This window comes from Mucilaginibacter sp. CAU 1740, from assembly GCF_039839285.1.
In the GTDB taxonomy this organism is placed as follows: domain Bacteria; phylum Bacteroidota; class Bacteroidia; order Sphingobacteriales; family Sphingobacteriaceae; genus Mucilaginibacter.
Map to the genome: position 1 here is coordinate 144,886 of NZ_JBDOQS010000011.1, position 17,686 is coordinate 162,571.

A 17,686-nucleotide genomic window follows, 5' to 3' on the forward strand; every position below is an offset into this window, starting at 1 on the left:
AAAACATGAAAAAAAGTATATACCTTTTTCTTACGCTGGCAGCTATTACTTTTTATGGCTGCAAAAAAGATTATCTTAATCTGCAGCCTACTGATACTCAAAACAGCAGTAATTTTTTCAAAACAAAGGCACAGTTTGTACAGGCCATCAATGGCGCATACGCCCCGCTTCAGGGCTTATACACCGGCTCATTTTGGGCTATGGGCGAGATGCGTTCAGACAATACTTCGTACGAATACGATCCTTACGACAGATCAGGCACAAGTAAAGAGGAACTTGACGAGTTTAGGGAGTTAAATAACAACGATATTGTTGAATCATTTTTTGGTTCGTGTTTTACAGATATCGGCAGGTGTAACGTTATCATTAACCGTTTGCCGGCTGCTAAACTTGACGCGGCCGTAGCAGATACTATTGGCGGACAGGCTTTGTTTTTACGCGCGTTTAATTACTTTAACCTGGTGCGTGTGTTTGGCGATATACCTTTGGTATTGACCGAACCTAAATCGGTAGGGGATGCGTATGATCTGTCTACAAAATCACCGGCAGCATCTATATATACTCAAATCATTGCTGATGCCCAGGCTGCTATAACCAAGTTGCCTGTAAAATATCCGTCGACAGCGGATAAGGGGCGTGCAACCAAAGGCGCTGCAGAAACCATGTTGGCTGAGGTTTATATGACCCAAAAGAAGTTTGACCTAGCCATTCCGCTTTTGCGAGAAGTGATCTCTTCCGGAGCTTACAGCTTGAATACCGATTATGCGGATAATTTTGACATAAAAAAGGAAAACGGACCGGAATCGATCTTCGAGATCCAATATATTGAAGGTCCAAATGGTTTGGGGTCAGATTTTGTGGATACATTTATTCCCTGGGATTATTACGACGAGGATATAACCGGCCATACTGTTGATAATAACGCTCAAAACGGCTGGAACATACCAACTCAAGATCTGGTTAATGCTTATGAAGATGGAGATCAACGCAGAGATGCCTCTTTGGTAGATTTTACATCTGATGAATATGGCATCGATTTGCCCTTTATTAAAAAATTCCAAAGTATCGGAGCCGAAAAAGGTATCACAGGCAGCAATTTTCCGGTGTATCGCTACTCGGATGTTTACCTGATGCTCTCCGAATGTTTGAACGAGCAGGGCTTTGGAAGCAGTGATGCTTTCAAATATCTTAACATGGTAAGGCAGCGTGCCGGTTTGGATCCTAAATCGGTAGGTAATTCCAATCCCGATCTTAACGTAACCACACAGGAGCAGTTCCGTGCTGCCATAGCTCATGAACGCCAGGTTGAGCTTGCGTTTGAAAACCACCGCTGGTTTGATTTGCTGCGTACCGGCAAAGCTGCCGATGTTATGAAAGCGCATGCTGCCAGCGAAAGGGCGTACAAAAACGATTCATGGCAGATCAATTCGGCAGCATACAGCAACATCCGTTTGTTGTTTCAATATCCGCTTAATCAATCCAACCTCGAACACTAAGAATGTTACATGGCCCGGGTAAAACTTTTACCCGGCCATAATACGTTTATACTGTATATTGCATTTGAATGTATCGGTTTTGGCGCCTTGCTCGAAAAAATTACCGTTGCATACAAAACAATATGGCTGTTAAAGTATATTTAATAGCATAAACTATTAAACCCCTAAAAGGTATGTGTAAAAAGGTATGCACACGCGTAATTCTATTGCTTTTTTCGTATCTGCCGATAACTGTTGCACAAGCGCAAAAAGCGCCCCCCGTTCCGCCGCCGTTCCGGGTTGATAACCTGGTGTGTGAATATAAAATAAACCCCATTTCTGTTGATGAGGCTAACCCGCGCCTTGGCTGGAAGCTGCTCACCCGCGATCGTAATATCCAGCAAACCGCTTACGAAGTAAGGGTTGGTAGTAACGCCGTCTCTTTATTAAAAGGTAAAGACCTGATCTGGACATCGGGCAAAGTAACTTCTAACGAATCATTGCATGTACCGTATGGTGGCCCTATGTTGGCCTCACGCCAAAAAGTTTACTGGCAGGTACGCATCTGGAACAATCGGCAGCAGGTTACACCATGGAGCATGGTTAACTCATGGAAAATGGGTTTGCTTAAACCATCTGATTGGAGCGCGAAATGGATCGAAGATAATTATCTTTCGGATACTACCGGCGGCCCAAGCCCCATGTTCCGCAAAACTTTCAAACTCGATCATAAAGTACGTGCCGCGCACTTATACATCACCGCGCATGGCTTGTACGAAGCCCAGTTTAATGGCAAACGCATCGGCAATGATTATTTTGCCCCCGGATGGACAAGCTACAACAAGCGCCTGCAATACCAGGTATATGATGTAACTGCCGATTTGCTGAAAGGCGATAACGCCGTAGGAGTAACCCTTGGCGATGGCTGGTACCGTGGCTATACCTATAATCGTAAAAAAGATGTGTATGGCAGTAAATTAGGTTTGCTGTTTCAGCTTGAGATAGTTTATACCAACGGCAAACGGGTACTGATCAATTCGGATAAAACATGGAAGGTAGCTTATGGGCCTATCCGCTCGTCATCGTTTTTTGATGGCGAGGTTTACGATGCCCGTAAGGAGAAGAAAGGATGGTCGACCATTGCTTATAAAGATGCTGCCTGGGATTCGGTACGTACCGATACTGTTAAGGAGAATTTGGTGGCGATGTTTGGTCCGCCGGTGCGTAAGCACGAAATGTTTAAGCCGCTTAAGGTGTTCACTACTCCCGCAGGCGAAAAAGTTGTTGATTTTGGGCAGAACCTGGTAGGCTGGGTGCAGTTTAAATTTAAGGCCAAAGCGGGTGATAGTGTCAAATTATTCCATGCCGAGGTATTGGATCAGCAAGGAAATTTCTATACCAAAAACCTTCGTACTGCTAAGCAGGAAAATACTTATGTATTTAAAGGCGATAGCGTTGAAACCTTCGAACCGCATTTTACTTTTCAAGGGTTTAGGTATTTGAAAATAGTGGGTTATAACGGCCCAATCGATTCCACAAGCGTGGCGGCCTTTGCCTTGTATTCGGATATGGCGCAAACAGGTAGCTTTTCTACCTCAAACCCGCTCATCAATCAATTACAACATAATATTCAATGGGGACAAAAAGGAAACTTTATTGATGTACCTACCGATTGCCCCCAACGAGATGAACGCATGGGCTGGACAGGGGACGCGCAGGCTTTTTCCCGTACCGCGACATTCAATATGGATGTGGCCGGATTTTTTACCAAATGGCTGAAAGATCTTTCGGCCGATCAGCTTAAGAACGGAGCCGTTCCATATGTGATACCCGATGTGCTACTTGATAAAAGCCTATCAGCTGCTTCGGGTTGGAGCGATGTGGCTACCATAGCACCCTGGAACATATACCTGGCCTACGGCGATAAAAAGGTACTGGAAGATCAATACGCCAGCATGACCGCCTGGGTAGGCTACATAACCGCCCACACCCGCGCAGGTCTCTGGGATACCGGTAACCACTTTGGCGACTGGCTGTTTTACGCCGGTACCGATTATGCCGATGGTGCCGCCCTTACCGATAAAAACCTGATAGCACAGGCTTTCTATGCTTACTCAACCCAATTGGTGATCAACACCGCCAATATATTGGGCAAGCAGGATGACGTTAAAAAGTACACCGCCTTGCTGGCCGATATTAAAAAAGCTTTTTTGGCCGAGTATGTTACGCCCAATGGCCGCATGATCTCAGGAACACAAACATCTTATGTGTTAGCTTTAAATTTCGATCTGCTGCCGGAAAATTTACGTGCATCTGCAGCCAAAAGACTGGTTGATAATATTGAGGATTACGACGAGCATATAACCACCGGTTTTTTAGGTACGCCCTACATTTGCCACGTGTTAAGTCGCTTCGGTCATACGGATGTTGCTTACGATCTGTTGATGAAGGAATCATACCCATCATGGCTTTATCCTGTTAAAAACGGAGCTACTACTATTTGGGAGCGCTGGGACGGCATCAAACCCAACGGCACTTTCGAAGACCCCGAAATGAACTCATTTAACCACTATGCCTACGGTGCTATTGGCGATTGGATGTACCGCGTAGTTGCCGGTATCAGCACAGATGAGGGCGACCCCGGTTTTCATAAGATCAATATTTTCCCGCATCCAGGTGGCAAGTTAACCAACGCCCATGCCGAGCTGGAAACCCTATACGGCAAGGTAAAATCAGCCTGGAGTATTGATAATGGTATTTTTACTTTAGATGTGATCGTACCACCAAATACTTCGGCAGTGGTGACGCTTCCGGCTGTTGACGGCCCGGTTACTGAAGGGAATGCTGATATTACCACCAGTAAGGATATTACCAATATTAAACCTGCCACCGGCAGCGATTTGCAAATGGATATCGGTTCAGGCACCTATCAGTTTAAATATATTTTAAAAACTCATAAAAAGAACAGTTAAGCAGGATCAGGCATAATGGCAACTATCGTATTCAACCCTCAGCAACCCGCACAGGAATCAAGCACACCAAAAACAAAACGCCCGAGACTTTTATCGCTCGATTTTTTTAGGGGATTTACCGTAGCTGCCATGATATTGGTAAACGACCCCGGCGATTGGGGCCATATATACTGGCCGCTTGAACATTCCAAATGGAACGGTTGCACACCTACCGATCTGGTTTTTCCTTTTTTCCTGTTCATGGTTGGCGTATCCATTGTGTACGCCATGGAAAGCAAAAAAGCAGAGGTTGAAAACCACAGCAAATTGCTACTATCCATTTTACGCCGAACTGTTATTATCATAGCACTTGGCATCTGCCTGCCCCTGATAAACGATTTTCAATTCGCGCATTTGCGCATTCCCGGTGTGTTGCAGCGCATCGGGCTCGTATTTGGCATAACTGCCTTGCTGTACATTAAAACCGGCATCCGTACTCAGGTAATTATTGCCGTTAGCTGCCTAATAGGCTATTATTTATTGATGACGCTGGTGCCTGTACCGGGTTTTGGTACACCAAACCTCGAACCGGCAACCAATTTAGGTGCATGGATAGATAGGTTGGTATTTACCGAAAACCACCTCTGGGGCTCATCCAAAACCTGGGATCCGGAGGGTTTATTGGGCACTATACCTGCAGTTGCCACCTGCTTGTTGGGCGTATTTACCGGTACCTGGCTTAAAACCGGTAAATTCAAAACCAGTACCGATCTGTTTAAAATGATGGGAGCGGGGATAGTCCTCATCGTATTAGCCCTCATTTGGAATACATTTTTCCCTATCAACAAACAGCTCTGGACAAGCTCCTTTGTGTTATTGACCGCTGGGTTAGCCATTATCATCCTCGCATTATCTTATTGGTTTATCGACATAAAAGGAAATAAAGCCTTATTGCCATCATTTTTGGCTTTCGGGCGAAATGCTATAGCTGCCTATGTATTGGCCGATGTTATACCTGCGGTAATAGCGGCTATCCCGGTAGGGAAAACCAATTTATGGTCGTTTGTTTACAACAACGCGTTTGTGCCGTATCTGTCGCCGGAGAATGCTTCATTGGCGGGGGCTATCCTTACCGTGTTGATCATTTTTATTCCGGTTTGGGTGCTTTATAAAAAGAATATCACTGTTAAAATATAATCCTGCCTGCCTTTTAGATATGTACAAAATTCCATCAATTAAATATATCCTGCTATTTACAGCCTTGTTTTTATCGGCAACGGCAAACGCGCAGTTCCATATTATACCGCAACCTGTGAGCCTGAAGGCTGGCGCGGGGAGTATTGTTTTAGGGAAAAATGCCATTATCGGCGTAAATAAGGAAACCGAACCGGTAGGCCGATATCTGCAGGATTACCTCAACCAAAATTATGGTTTCCAAACTACGGTGAAGGTATATGAGCAGATCCCGGCTAAAACACCCATCAGCTTAAACAATGTATGGTCAAACCAGGAAGGGGCTTATACCATGCATGTTTCAACTGCTTCTGTAAGTATTAGCGGTAATGGTGCAGGTGTATTTTATGGGGTGCAATCGCTTATCCAGTTGTTACCTACGGATAAAGGTGTGCCTTTAAAAGTTGCGGCCTGTACCATTGCAGATCAGCCCCGTTTTGGTTGGCGAGGGTTGAGCCTGGATGTGAGCCGTCATTTTTTTACGGTTGATGAAGTGAAAAAATACATCGATGTAATGGCGCATTATAAGCTCAACACTTTTCACTGGCATTTAACTGATGATGAGGGCTGGCGCATCCAGATTGATAAATACCCTAAGCTTACCGAAGTTGGCTCAAAGATCAGCTACTATGCTAAACGCGGCGAGTTCCGCAAACTGGACAACCTGGTTGATGAAGGCAGGGACGGTTTTTATACCAAAGATGAGATCCGCGATGTGATCAAATACGCGCAAGACAGGTTTGTAACCATCCTGCCCGAAATTGAAATGCCCGGCCACAGCGAAGCCGCTATTTTCGCTTACCCGCAACTCGGCTGCCAGGATTCGACAGGAGCTAAACACCGTGTGCGTATGCTCGACCCAAGCGAGTACACTTTTAAATTTATGGAGGATGTGCTGACCGAAGTGATCGAGCTATTCCCAAATCAATACGTACACATAGGTGGCGACGAAGCCGAAATGGTCGACTGGCTCAAAAGCCCTACCGCCGTAGCCTTAATGAAACGCGAACACCTGAAAAGCGAAAAAGAAGTACAAAGCTATTTCATCAAAAGGATCGAGAAATTTCTGCTCTCCAAAAATAAACGCCTGGTGGGATGGGATGAGATACTACAAGGAGGCCTCGCCGAATCGGCCACGGTAATGAGCTGGCAAGGCGAAGCCGGAGGCATAGCCGCCGCCAAAATGCGTCATCATGTGGTGATGACACCCCTGCCATACATGTACTTTGATGCCCCACAGGCCAATGAAGATCTGGAACCGATAGGCTGGAACCCGCCAGTAACCTGGCAAATGGTGTATAACTACGAACCTCAATCTAAAGAATTAACCAATGCCGAAGCTGAATATATTTTAGGCGCGCAAGGTAATATCTGGAACGAGAAAGTACCCAATGCCGAGCATCTGCAATACATGGTTTACCCACGTGCGCTTGCCGTAGCCGAATTAACCTGGAGTCCGAAAAACGAAAAGAACCTCGATCGTTTCGGCTGGAAAATGAAAAACCAATACGGTCTGTTCAAACTCTGGAATTTTAACGCCCGTTTGCCCGATATTGATGGCATTGATGATGTGGTAACCAATAAAAGCCGTTTTGCTTTAACGCTGAATTATCCTTTAAAAGGCGCTAAAGTGCGTTATAACCTGAATGGTAAAATGCCTGATGCTAACAGCGCTTCGGTGGCTTTCCCGGTAAAAATAAATGTGCCTTTAAAGGATAGCATTGGCTTGCGCACCTTTACCACCTGGACATTGAATGATCAGCACATCCGCCAAACGGCAAATATTAAAAGGGTGGTTATCAAATCTGCCCATGAAAAAGCCGCCAACCTTAAACCCGGAATGGCCTACGAGATATTTAAAACGCGCGAACGCGATTTTACCAAACTGGAAAACGAAAAGCCTTTTGAAACAGGGATAACCAATTTGATAGTCGCTGTAAAACCGGTTACTGAAGAATACATTAACTGGGTGAAAATTAAAGGTTTTATTAAGATAGATAAAGAAGCCGACTATGAACTGACAACGGGTTTTGAAGAAACGCCTGCTTTGTTTGTGGATGATGTGGAAGTGATCAAACCTGGTTTTAATACTTATGTGGAACCTCAAAAGGCATTGCTGCATCTTAAAAAAGGTGTATACGCTTTAAGCGGGCATTATGTGGCGGGTAAAGCAAATGAAAATCAAAGTTTGATTGAGTTGAAAGTGGCAGGAGGGGAGAAGCTTTATCCGAAGTTTTATTTGGTGCATTAAACTATGCTTTTTGAAATACGCTTATAGGCTCCCCTCTTGAGAAGGGGGCGCGCAGGAAAAGAGCGGGAGCAGGGGTGTGTTATACGAATGATCAGCCGCACGCAGATAACACACCCCTCCGCCCCTCTCAAGAGGGGAATCGCACCGCCCCCTCGCTATTTATGATTTAAGTGTTGTAATATCATACCTATGCAAAAGAAAACAGCCCTATTCATCGCCTTTGCTTTTGTAATAAAAATCACCGCTGCGCAGGTTTATAAAAACCCGAAAGCCCCGGTAGCCGAGCGGGTAAAAGACCTGCTGGCCCGCATGACGCTGGAAGAAAAAGTAGGCCAGATGAGCATGAACTCCCTAAAAAGCTCGATGCAAAATACAATAGCATACGGCGTTTGCGAAAGCCCTTTTACCAACATCCATGATATTGCCGCGCTATCCATCTCCGCAAAAAAATATGCTAAAGAAAAAACACGTTTAGGCATCCCACCCATACAAATAGGCGAATGCTTGCACGGACAACTTGCAGCCGGTGCAACTATTTTTCCTCAGGCCATAGCCCAGGGAAGTACTTGGAACCCGGCGCTCATCGAAAAAATGGGTTCGGTAATCGCCTATGAAGCCAGTTCATCGGGAGTTGATCAGGCCTTATCGCCCCTGTTCGATTTGATCCGTGATCCACGTTACGGCCGCAATGAGGAATGTTATGCTGAAGATCCATATCTCGTAAGTCGTATGGTTACCTCGTTTGTTATTGGCATGCAGGGTGATCCCGCACAAACAATAAACGGTATCGGCAAGGATAAAGTAATGTGTACCGCCAAACATTTCGCCGCTTATAGTATCCCGGTAGCGGGGATTAATCTGGCACCTGCCTCAGTAGGGGAACGCGAATTGCGATCGATGTTTTTACCTCCGTTTAAAGATGCCGTGCAGAAGGCTAATATCTATGCACTGATGCCTGCCTATAATGAAATTGACGGCGTACCGGCCCATGCCAATAAATGGTTGCTGCAAACCATATTAAGGCAGGAATGGGGATTTAAAGGCTACGTGTTTTCTGATTATGAAGGCCTAAAGCATTTATATACTTTCCATCATATCGCCAAAGATGCCGAGGGGGCAGCGCCGATAGGCTTGAATGCCGGCGTTGATCTGGAAGCGCCAAGCTCGGACGTGTACGGTAAAATAATTGAACTGGTAAAAGCAGGGAAAGTACAGGAGGCTCAAATTGATAGCGCCGTCGCCCGCATCCTCACCATAAAATTTAAAGCAGGTTTGTTTGAAAAGGCCCTACCCGATACCTCGGCGTTAAAAAAACGGGTGCACACGCCCGATCATATCGCCCTATCGCAGCAAATTGCCGAGGAGTCGATCATCCTCCTGAAAAATGAAAAACAGCTATTGCCGCTTAATATCAACAATCTAAAATCGCTGGCGGTGATTGGGCCTAATGCCAACCAGGTTCAGTATGGCGATTACAGTTCAACGCGCGATAGCCGCTCGGGCACCACGGTGCTTGATGGTATTAAGCAACTTGTTGGCAATAAGGTGAAGGTTAATTATGCTAAAGGCTGCGCCCTTTCCGGCTCAGATAAAAGTGGTTTTGATGACGCTGTTGCAACAGCTAAAAATAGTGATGCCGTTGTAGTGGTTTTGGGCACAACCAGTGTAGTATTCTCGGGAGTAGGCTGGAATGGCCACGCACCCGAAAGTGAACCTAAAGATCCTTTTACCTGCGGCGAGGGCTACGATGTTACCGATATCAACCCCGATGGCGTGCAGCGCGAACTGCTGCAGGAAGTTTATAAAACCGGAAAGCCGGTAATTTTGGTGTTGGTACATGGCCGCCCGCAAAGTATCAGTTGGGAAAAAGAAAACATCCCGGCCATTGTTGAAGCCTGGTATCCCGGCGAACGGGGCGGAAATGCCATTGCCAATATCCTCTTTGGTAAAGTAAATCCATCCGGCAGGCTTACGGTATCCATCCCACAATCAACCGGGCATATCCCTGTGTTTTATAACCACGTGGCATCCAACAAAGGTTTTTATCATAATTCCGGATCTCCCGAAAAGCCGGGGCAGGATTATGTTTTTTCGTCGCCTGATGTGCTGTTTCCGTTTGGTTATGGTTTGAGTTATACCGCTTTTAAGTACAGTAATATGCAGTTATCTGCAACGTCTTTCGGCAAAGGGCAGGAGGTTACGGTTTCGGTAGATGTGACCAACAGCGGAAGCATGGAAGGTAAAGAAATTGTGCAAATGTACCTTGGTAATAAAGTTAATTCGGTAACCACCCCGGTAATGGCATTAAAAGGTTTTGACAAGATTGGCCTGAAACCGGGCGAAACCAAAACAGCAAAATTTACAGTAAAGCCTGATGATATTGCCATATGGAATAACGATATGAAACTGGTAACCGAACCCGGCGCATTTGATGTAATGATAGCTCGCTCGGCCGAGGATGTGGTGTTAAAGAAAACTTTGGAATATAAGGAGTAGAGGTATGAAGAAATTGATAACTATTATTCTGCTTTTATCTGCCGAATTTGCCAATGCTCAGTATGGTAAATACGTAAACCCATTTATCGGTACCTCGGCAACCGGCCATACTTTTCCGGGGGCAACAGTTCCGTTTGGAATGGTGCAGCTAAGTCCCGAAACAGGTAATTTCGGATGGCACTACAGTTCGGGATATCGTTATGAAGACACGGTGATCACAGGTTTTGCGCATACACATTTAAGCGGTACCGGTGGCGTCGACCTTGGGGATGTGTTATTCTTCCCGTTTCAGGGTAACGATCCTCAAAAGTTTCAAAGCAGCTTCTCGCACAAAAATGAAAAAGCATCACCCGGTTATTATGAAGTACTTTTAAGCGATAATCATATCAAAGCACAACTTACGGCTTCCGCCCATACGGGGGTGCATAAATACACATTTACTAAGCCCGGTAAAGCACATTTGCTGGTTGATATGCAAAGCGGCCTGGTTGAAAGTGCAGAGCAACTCATTGAACATGTATCTGAAGGAAAGATTAAAATAGATAGCAAAACCACCATCAGTGGTTATGCTTTTTCAAGCCAATGGGTGGATAAACAAGTTTACTTTACCGCTACTTTCAATCACACCATCAGCGGATATCATTTTATTGACGGAGAGAACAAACGCCGTTTGATATTGGATTTTGACGTTAAACCCGGAGAAACGCTGGATGCTAAAGTCGGGATTTCGGGAGTAAGCATAGCCGGTGCCCGTAAAAACCTACTCGCCGAAACGCAAAACAAGACCTTCGATCAGATAAAAACAGAGGCTGCGAAGATTTGGGAAACCAACCTCAGCAAGTTAAAAGCCGAAGGTTCTGCAAGCGCGAAGACCGCTTTTTATACCAGCCTCTATCATGCCCTTATTCAACCTAATAATATTGCGGATGTTGATGGGCAATACCGCGGTGCTGATGGCTTGGTGCACCGTTCAAATGATAAGGTGTTTTATTCAACATTGTCGCTTTGGGATACTTACCGGGCGGCGCATCCGCTATACACCATCATCTGCCCTGATAAAGCCGGACAGATGGTAAATACCATGCTCCAGCACTTTGATGTTGCCGGTATGCTGCCCGTTTGGACACTTTGGGGCAAAGAAAGCTATGCCATGATCGGTAATCATGCCGTACCGGTAATTGTTGATGCCGCTTTAAAAGGCATTAAAGGCTTTGATGAACAAAAGGCTTTCGCGGCGATAAAAACCACCCTCACCCAAAATAAAAACCCAAAATACGATTGGAGCCTGTACACACGTTACGGCTACCTGCCATCAGACACCGTTCCCCGCGAAGCCGTTTCCCGAACTTTAGAGGCTGCTTATGATGACTGGTGCGCTGCTCAATTAGCCAAATCTTTAAATAAAACAGCCGATTACCAATATTTCACTAAACGCTCCCAATTTTATAATAACCTGTTTAATAAAAGTACCCGCCTGATGCGTGGCCGTAAATCAAACGGCGATTGGGTACAACCTTTTGCTAAGCTTGATAGCGGACAGCTGGCCATCGGTGGTGATTATACCGAAGGTAATGCCTGGCAATATACCTGGCAGGTACAGCATAACATCCCCGGTTTGATTAAATTGATGGGCGGTAAAAAAGCTTTTTCGGGAAAGCTGGATTCGCTGTTTACTATGGATTCGAAAGTGTTTGGAAAAGGATCGACATTGGATGTTACAGGCTTGATAGGTCAATACGCTCATGGCAATGAGCCTAATCATCATGTGGCTTATTTATACACGCTTGCCGGGAACCCCGCTAAAATACAGGAGTTAGTAAGGCGGATTGCTGATGAATTTTATATCGATAAACCCGATGGTCTTTCCGGAAATGATGATTGCGGACAAATGTCGGCCTGGTATATTTTTACGGCGATGGGTTTTTATCCAGTTAACCCTGCGGATGGACATTACGTTTTTGGCGCGCCGTTATTGGATAAGGTAAGCATCGCTTTGCCCGAAGGTAAGCGTTTTGTAATTGAAGCCCGGAATTTATCGGCAGCTAATAAATATGTGCAGAGTATTAGTTTAAACGGGAAGATTTATACTAAGCCCTACATCACTCATAAGGATATTATGGGTGGGGGTAAATTGGTGTTTGTGATGGGAGATAAGGCGAAGAAGCCGGTGTTTAATTAAAAAAAATAATCTGCCGCGGGTTACGCTATCGCTAAACCCGCGGTAGTGAGAAATGACAATCGTTATTAATTCTTACAATGAAACCTTATACTCGTAGTCAAGAACCTGCCCAACATTCACGCTCTCTACAATTTTCCACTCCTTTAACTCCCTGATAAATTCCGGCTTTTCAAACGAGGATTGAATGGCCGCTTTAGTATAAAAATCAGCCCTCGTTGGATGATCGGGCGCGCATCCGTTAAATAAGTAACCAAACGCATCTCCCGCTAATATCGCTTTACTTAAGCCGATGCAGTCATCCAAATGGATCAAGTTTACAGGCGCATCCCCATTCGGAATATCCTTTTTACCGGCAAAAAATCTACCCGGATCACGTGCAGGGCCTATTAGCCCCGCAAAGCGGATGATGGTAGTTTTAAAACCCGCCTCCTCACGGAAAAGGTTTTCGGCCTCAAAAAGGATCCTGCCTGCCTCTGTATTCGGTTGCGGATCGGTGGTTTCATTTACATGCTGGTTGCTATCAGCATAAACACCTGTCGAACTAATAAATACTGCTTTTTGCACAGCATGCCGTTTTATAGCATTGATGATTCCTCTTATCTTATCAATGAAAACAGCACCCTCCCCGCCGCGACTTTTGGGTGGAATAGCTATCCACAACACATCACAATCAAAAAAATCAGTATCGTAAGTTTCCTCGCCGGGCAAAAAATTAACAAGGTATGGTTTAATACCGATAGCGGCCAGTTCATCCAGTTTGGCGGACGAAGTGGTTGATCCTTTTACCTGTAAGCCATCGGCAATAAATGCCTTTGCCAATGCGCTGCCGTACCAGCCACAGCCTAAAATACTGATGTTTGTTTTATTGGGCATATTGTAAAATAATGCTTTGGCGCAAAGGTAATTAAATATTGATATGCTGTTTGGTTGCCATTTATAAGCCCTTCGCTTAAACTTTTTAGGTGTACCGGGCGTTATTGATTTATGAAGAAAGAGATCATTGCAGGTTCTGTAGCATTGGGCTTAGCTGCCCTAACGGTTCAGTCGTTGCGGTGCGAACCGCTTGCAACTGTGCCTTATGTAGATTTGAAGAAGTATGTTGGTGCCTGGTTCGAGATTGCCGCTTTGCCGGCCTGGTTCGAGTCGGGTTGTACTTTTACTTCGGCTGCATATGGATTGGCCGCTGACGGTGGCGTCATCGTTAAAAACAGGTGCATTAAGGATAACAAAATAAAAATTGCCGAAGGCCGGGCATACGTGGCCGATAAAACCAGCAACGCCAAATTGGATGTGCAGTTTCAATGGCCTTTTAAAGGCAAATACTGGATCATAGCTTTGGGCGATGATTACAGTTATGCCATGGTTGGCCATCCAAATCGTAAATATCTTTGGATCTTGAGCCGGAGATCAACACTGGATGAGCAGATCTATAATAAATTGGTGGCGCAGGCTGCCAGTCAAGGCTTTGATGTTAGGAAGTTGAAGAGGACGGTGCAGGGGTGATTTAAAATATGTCATTGCGAGCGATAGCGTGGCAATCGCATGCTATACAGGGCGGATTTGCTTCCGTGCGATTGCTTCGTCCCTCGCAATGACATTTAGTGGTTATTTCGCCACCCTTATCTTAATAACCAATTTCTTAACCTTATCATACCCATCAACCTTAATATTAGGCCGGTGCCCATCTGCCGGGAAAAACAGGAAAAACTCATCAGGAGTAGCTACATAATACTTGCCTTCGCCGCTGTAATTAGCGCCATCCTTAGCAGCATCATAGGGTTTGGTAACTGTTAAACTTTCTATAGGGGCAACACCGATCTTTTCTTTGCCATTGATCACGTATTGTAGATCGATATAGTTTTGGTGCGATTCCCAGGCCGATTGGTCAAACTCTTTTGACGGGCCTTCGGTAACCGATGCATACGCGTTGTCGCCATCGATGGGGTATTTGCCCGGGGCTAATTGGTTAAGGTCGCGTTCACGCAAAAAATCGAATGCTTTATCCCATGCGGCTTTATTAGCTGCGTATCGTTTAGCAAATTCGATGTTGTTGGTTGATGAATTGAGTTTGAGTTTTAGGCCGTTTGCCCATGCCCGGCCCTTAACCCAGGTTTTGGCGCTTTTGGCCGTCCAATCCGTTTGTTGCGCGGAAGCTAAGCTTGCCGAAAATAGAAATACAGCAAGTACCGCTGCGTATTTGTAAGCTGATAATTGTTTCATAATAAAAGGTAGTTTTGGTTGATGTAGGGCCGTTTCAATGTCAATTATACAAGCTTAAACCTTCAAAACTTCGTCTATCACCTTAAATATTTACTAAAACGTTAGAGTTAACAGATTTACGGGAGCTTTGAAAGGCTAATTACTATAACGTTAGAGTGAAAATAACAATAAAAGCCCTTTTTTAATCCTTTTTTAGATTGTAGACTTGTACTTATTTAATCAATTATTGCTAACAATATTTCGCTTTGAAAACATTACACGCTGTCCACCCGTCGGACTTTAAGAGCTACGATACCACTACCATACGTGAACGTTTTTTGATAGATAAACAGGTACAGCCTGATGAACTTAACTGCACCTACACTCATTACGACAGGATGATAGTAGGCATGGCTAATCCTGTGAGCAAAGTACTGGAGTTACCAAATTATCCAAACCTGCGTGCAAAGTATTTCCTGGAGCGCCGCGAGATCGGTATTATCAGCGTGGCTGGTCCGGGCGTGATCAAAGCTGACGGACAAGTTTTTGAAGCAAATAAACTGGATTGTGTTTATATTGGTAAAGGCACTAAAAGTGTAACTTTTGAAAGCGTTGATCAGGCTAACCCTGCTGTGTTTTACTTTTTATCGTCACCTGCTCATGCGGTTTACCCAACCACATTGCTTACTCATGCCGATGCTGTAAAAGTTGAGTTAGGTTCATCGGCAACTGCCAATAAACGTACCATCAATAAATATATCCACCTGGAAGGCGTACGAAGCTGTCAACTAGTGATGGGTTTAACCATACTGCACGAAGGCAGCGTTTGGAACACCATGCCGGCTCACGTGCACGACAGGCGCATGGAAGCTTATTTTTATTTCGACGTACCTGCCGGGCAAAAGATTTTCCATTATATGGGCGAAGGGAATGAAACCCGTCACGTAACCATGGATAATTACGATGCCATAGTATCACCGCCATGGAGCATCCATTCGGGTAGTGGTACGGCCAGTTACAGCTTTATATGGGGTATGGCTGGCGAGAACCTTGATTATACCGATATGGATGCCATCGCGATAGCTGATCTGAAATAACAATACATCAACCCGAAAAATATAATTTAAGTGGATAATCAATTTTCATTAGCCGGTAAAGTAATAGTAGTAACCGGCGGAACAGGCATATTAGGTAAAGCGTTTATTGATGGCATAGTTGAAGCTGGCGGCGCGGTTGGCATTTTAGGCCGAAACGCACAGGTAGCCGAAGAACGTGCTAACGCGATAAACGAGGCAGGCGGTAAAGCCATAGCTTTGGTTGCCGATGTAATGAGCGAAGCCGAACTGGTATCCGCCAAAGATAAATTGCTGGCTGCATTCGGCAGGATAGACGGCCTGGTGAATGGCGCCGGTGGCAACATGCCCGAAGGTGTTTTACAACCCGACGATGACATTTTCAAAATGAACATCGACGGCATGAAAAAAGTGATGGACCTTAACACCTGGGGCACGCTGATCCCTACGCAGGTGTTTGGCGAGGCTATTGCCAAAACGGGCAAAGGGAGCATCGTTAACATCTCTTCCATGAACTCCAAACGTGCCATTACCAAGGTATTGGGCTACAACATGGGCAAAGCCGCAGTTGATTGCTATAACCAATGGTTTGCAGTTGAACTGGCCAACCGCTATGGCGATAGCATCCGCATGAACGCGCTTGCCCCCGGTTTTTTCCTCACCGAACAAAACCGTAACCTGCTCACCAAACCCGAAGGCGGCTACACCCAACGCGGCGAACTGGTGATCAAACAGACACCCTTTAAACGCTTCGGCCAGGCTGATGAACTAAAAGGTGCGCTGGTATGGTTGCTTAGCGATGCTTCGGCATTTGTAACCGGATCCATGATCTGCGTGGATGGCGGGTTTTCGATTTTTGGAGGAGTATAAATACTGAATAAAAAAGCGTGGGCTTGCGCGATTCCCTCCCTTGGGAGGGTGTAGGGAGGGGTTTCATCGCTATGCATATTGAATTAACAAGGCGCACAAACCCCTCCCTGCTACCGCGCTTACCAACCGCACCCCTCCCGAGGGAGGGAATAAAGAAAAGTTATCATCATGAAACTCAAATCACCATTAACAGCCCTATTCATCCTCGCAGGTTTCGCAGCAAGCGCCCAAACCGTTACGCTCGATTACTACTTCAACCACGAAGTACATAAGGGCAAAAACGGGCAACCCGAGCGTTTTCATTACCTGTGGGATGAAACGGATAACAATGGTTTCAAGATCTTCGGTGATGCGTTTAAAAGCCATGGTGCCAAACTGGATACCCTCGACGCGATGCCTACTTTAGATAACCTGAAAAGTTCGTCTGTTTATATTATTGTTGATCCGGACACCAAAAAAGAAAGCCCGAAACCTAATTATATCATCGAAGATGATATTGAAAATATATCAGCCTGGGTTAAAAAAGGAGGGGTGCTACTGTTGATGGCTAACGATAGCGCGAATGTAGAGTTGCCGCATTTTAATAACCTTGCGGCCAAATTCGGGATGCATTTTAATAATGATCTGCAAAACCATGTGATTGATGATGCCCATTTTGAGGATGGGGCTATCTATATAAAAAACAATCCTGTATTAAAAACCGCGACTAAGGTTTTTATGAAAGATGCTTGTTCAATTAGTTTAAGTAATACCGCTGTCCCTGTGCTTAAAAACAAAGATGGGGCAGTAATTATTGCTTCAACTAAATACGGAAAAGGTACTGTAGTTGCAGTGGGCGACCCCTGGTTGTATAATGAATATGTAAATGGTCGTTTGCCTGCGGGGTATGAGAATGATAAGGCGGCAAATGATATTGCTGGGTGGTTGCTAAAGCAGGCGAAGAAGTGAGTTGAGAAAAA

Annotated in this window: 12 protein-coding genes; 10 read left to right on the plus strand and 2 right to left on the minus strand. The window is 45.2% G+C overall.

Annotated features, from left to right (window positions below):
* Positions 1-5 precede the first annotated feature (5 nt).
* From AAFN85_RS22435 to AAFN85_RS22460, 6 genes are all read left to right on the plus strand, one after another.
* The gene (locus AAFN85_RS22435) at positions 6-1,496 is read left to right on the plus strand and encodes a RagB/SusD family nutrient uptake outer membrane protein (protein WP_347529908.1); all 1,491 of its coding nucleotides are present in this window, start codon (positions 6-8) and stop codon (positions 1,494-1,496) included.
* 173 nt (positions 1,497-1,669) lie between these two features.
* On the plus strand, positions 1,670-4,447 hold the full coding sequence (locus AAFN85_RS22440) for a family 78 glycoside hydrolase catalytic domain (protein WP_347529909.1): 2,778 nt from the start codon (positions 1,670-1,672) through the stop codon (positions 4,445-4,447).
* 15 nt (positions 4,448-4,462) lie between these two features.
* Positions 4,463-5,623 carry a DUF5009 domain-containing protein gene (locus AAFN85_RS22445; protein WP_347529910.1) on the plus strand — a complete coding sequence of 387 codons (1,161 nt, stop codon included), beginning with the start codon at positions 4,463-4,465 and terminating at the stop codon, positions 5,621-5,623.
* Positions 5,624-5,642: 19 nt separating this feature from the next.
* Positions 5,643-7,910, plus strand: a complete 2,268-nt coding sequence (locus AAFN85_RS22450; RefSeq protein ID WP_347529911.1) for a beta-N-acetylhexosaminidase — start codon at positions 5,643-5,645, stop codon at positions 7,908-7,910.
* A 189-nt stretch (positions 7,911-8,099) separates the two neighbouring features.
* On the plus strand, positions 8,100-10,406 hold the full coding sequence (locus tag AAFN85_RS22455) for a glycoside hydrolase family 3 N-terminal domain-containing protein (RefSeq protein ID WP_347529912.1): 2,307 nt from the start codon (positions 8,100-8,102) through the stop codon (positions 10,404-10,406).
* A 4-nt stretch (positions 10,407-10,410) separates the two neighbouring features.
* Positions 10,411-12,585: a GH92 family glycosyl hydrolase gene (locus AAFN85_RS22460; protein ID WP_347529913.1), complete on the plus strand. Its 2,175-nt coding sequence runs from the start codon at positions 10,411-10,413 to the stop codon at positions 12,583-12,585.
* 72 nt (positions 12,586-12,657) lie between these two features.
* Here the strand turns inward: AAFN85_RS22460 and AAFN85_RS22465 are convergent, their stop codons facing one another.
* Positions 12,658-13,458 (minus strand): NAD(P)H-binding protein, encoded by an 801-nt coding sequence (locus AAFN85_RS22465; protein WP_347529914.1) that lies wholly within the window; start codon positions 13,456-13,458, stop codon positions 12,658-12,660.
* A gap of 111 nt (positions 13,459-13,569) precedes the next feature.
* Here AAFN85_RS22465 and AAFN85_RS22470 point away from each other — a divergent pair, with 111 nt between their 5' ends.
* Positions 13,570-14,088, plus strand: a complete 519-nt coding sequence (locus AAFN85_RS22470) for a lipocalin family protein (RefSeq protein WP_347529915.1) — start codon at positions 13,570-13,572, stop codon at positions 14,086-14,088.
* 102 nt (positions 14,089-14,190) lie between these two features.
* On the opposite strand, the gene AAFN85_RS22475 is transcribed toward AAFN85_RS22470, so the two are convergent.
* Positions 14,191-14,805 carry a YhcH/YjgK/YiaL family protein gene (locus tag AAFN85_RS22475; RefSeq protein WP_347529916.1) on the minus strand — a complete coding sequence of 205 codons (615 nt, stop codon included), beginning with the start codon at positions 14,803-14,805 and terminating at the stop codon, positions 14,191-14,193.
* A gap of 245 nt (positions 14,806-15,050) precedes the next feature.
* Between AAFN85_RS22475 and kduI the strand changes: the two genes are divergently transcribed.
* The 3 genes from kduI (at position 15,051) to AAFN85_RS22490 (ending at position 17,675) form a co-directional block, all read left to right on the plus strand.
* Complete coding sequence (gene kduI / locus AAFN85_RS22480) at positions 15,051-15,881, plus strand: 5-dehydro-4-deoxy-D-glucuronate isomerase (protein ID WP_347529918.1); 831 nt, start codon at positions 15,051-15,053, stop codon at positions 15,879-15,881.
* A gap of 30 nt (positions 15,882-15,911) precedes the next feature.
* Entirely contained in the window at positions 15,912-16,727 is an 816-nt protein-coding gene (locus AAFN85_RS22485) for an SDR family oxidoreductase (protein ID WP_347529919.1), read from the plus strand.
* A 168-nt stretch (positions 16,728-16,895) separates the two neighbouring features.
* Positions 16,896-17,675: a DUF4350 domain-containing protein gene (locus AAFN85_RS22490; RefSeq protein ID WP_347529920.1), complete on the plus strand. Its 780-nt coding sequence runs from the start codon at positions 16,896-16,898 to the stop codon at positions 17,673-17,675.
* Positions 17,676-17,686: the final 11 nt, after the last annotated feature.

Bases quoted from the DNA above. Each gene is read 5' to 3' on its own strand.
- AAFN85_RS22475 (WP_347529916.1), bottom strand. From the start codon at position 14,805: ATGAAACAATTATCAGCTTACAAATACGCAGCGGTACTTGCTGTATTT.
- AAFN85_RS22465 (WP_347529914.1), bottom strand. From the start codon at position 13,458: ATGCCCAATAAAACAAACATCAGTATTTTAGGCTGTGGCTGGTACGGC.
- AAFN85_RS22440 (WP_347529909.1), top strand. From the start codon at position 1,670: ATGTGTAAAAAGGTATGCACACGCGTAATTCTATTGCTTTTTTCGTAT.
- AAFN85_RS22445 (WP_347529910.1), top strand. From the start codon at position 4,463: ATGGCAACTATCGTATTCAACCCTCAGCAACCCGCACAGGAATCAAGC.
- AAFN85_RS22490 (WP_347529920.1), top strand. From the start codon at position 16,896: ATGAAACTCAAATCACCATTAACAGCCCTATTCATCCTCGCAGGTTTC.
- AAFN85_RS22450 (WP_347529911.1), top strand. From the start codon at position 5,643: ATGTACAAAATTCCATCAATTAAATATATCCTGCTATTTACAGCCTTG.
- AAFN85_RS22460 (WP_347529913.1), top strand. From the start codon at position 10,411: ATGAAGAAATTGATAACTATTATTCTGCTTTTATCTGCCGAATTTGCC.
- AAFN85_RS22435 (WP_347529908.1), top strand. From the start codon at position 6: ATGAAAAAAAGTATATACCTTTTTCTTACGCTGGCAGCTATTACTTTT.
- AAFN85_RS22455 (WP_347529912.1), top strand. From the start codon at position 8,100: ATGCAAAAGAAAACAGCCCTATTCATCGCCTTTGCTTTTGTAATAAAA.
- AAFN85_RS22470 (WP_347529915.1), top strand. From the start codon at position 13,570: ATGAAGAAAGAGATCATTGCAGGTTCTGTAGCATTGGGCTTAGCTGCC.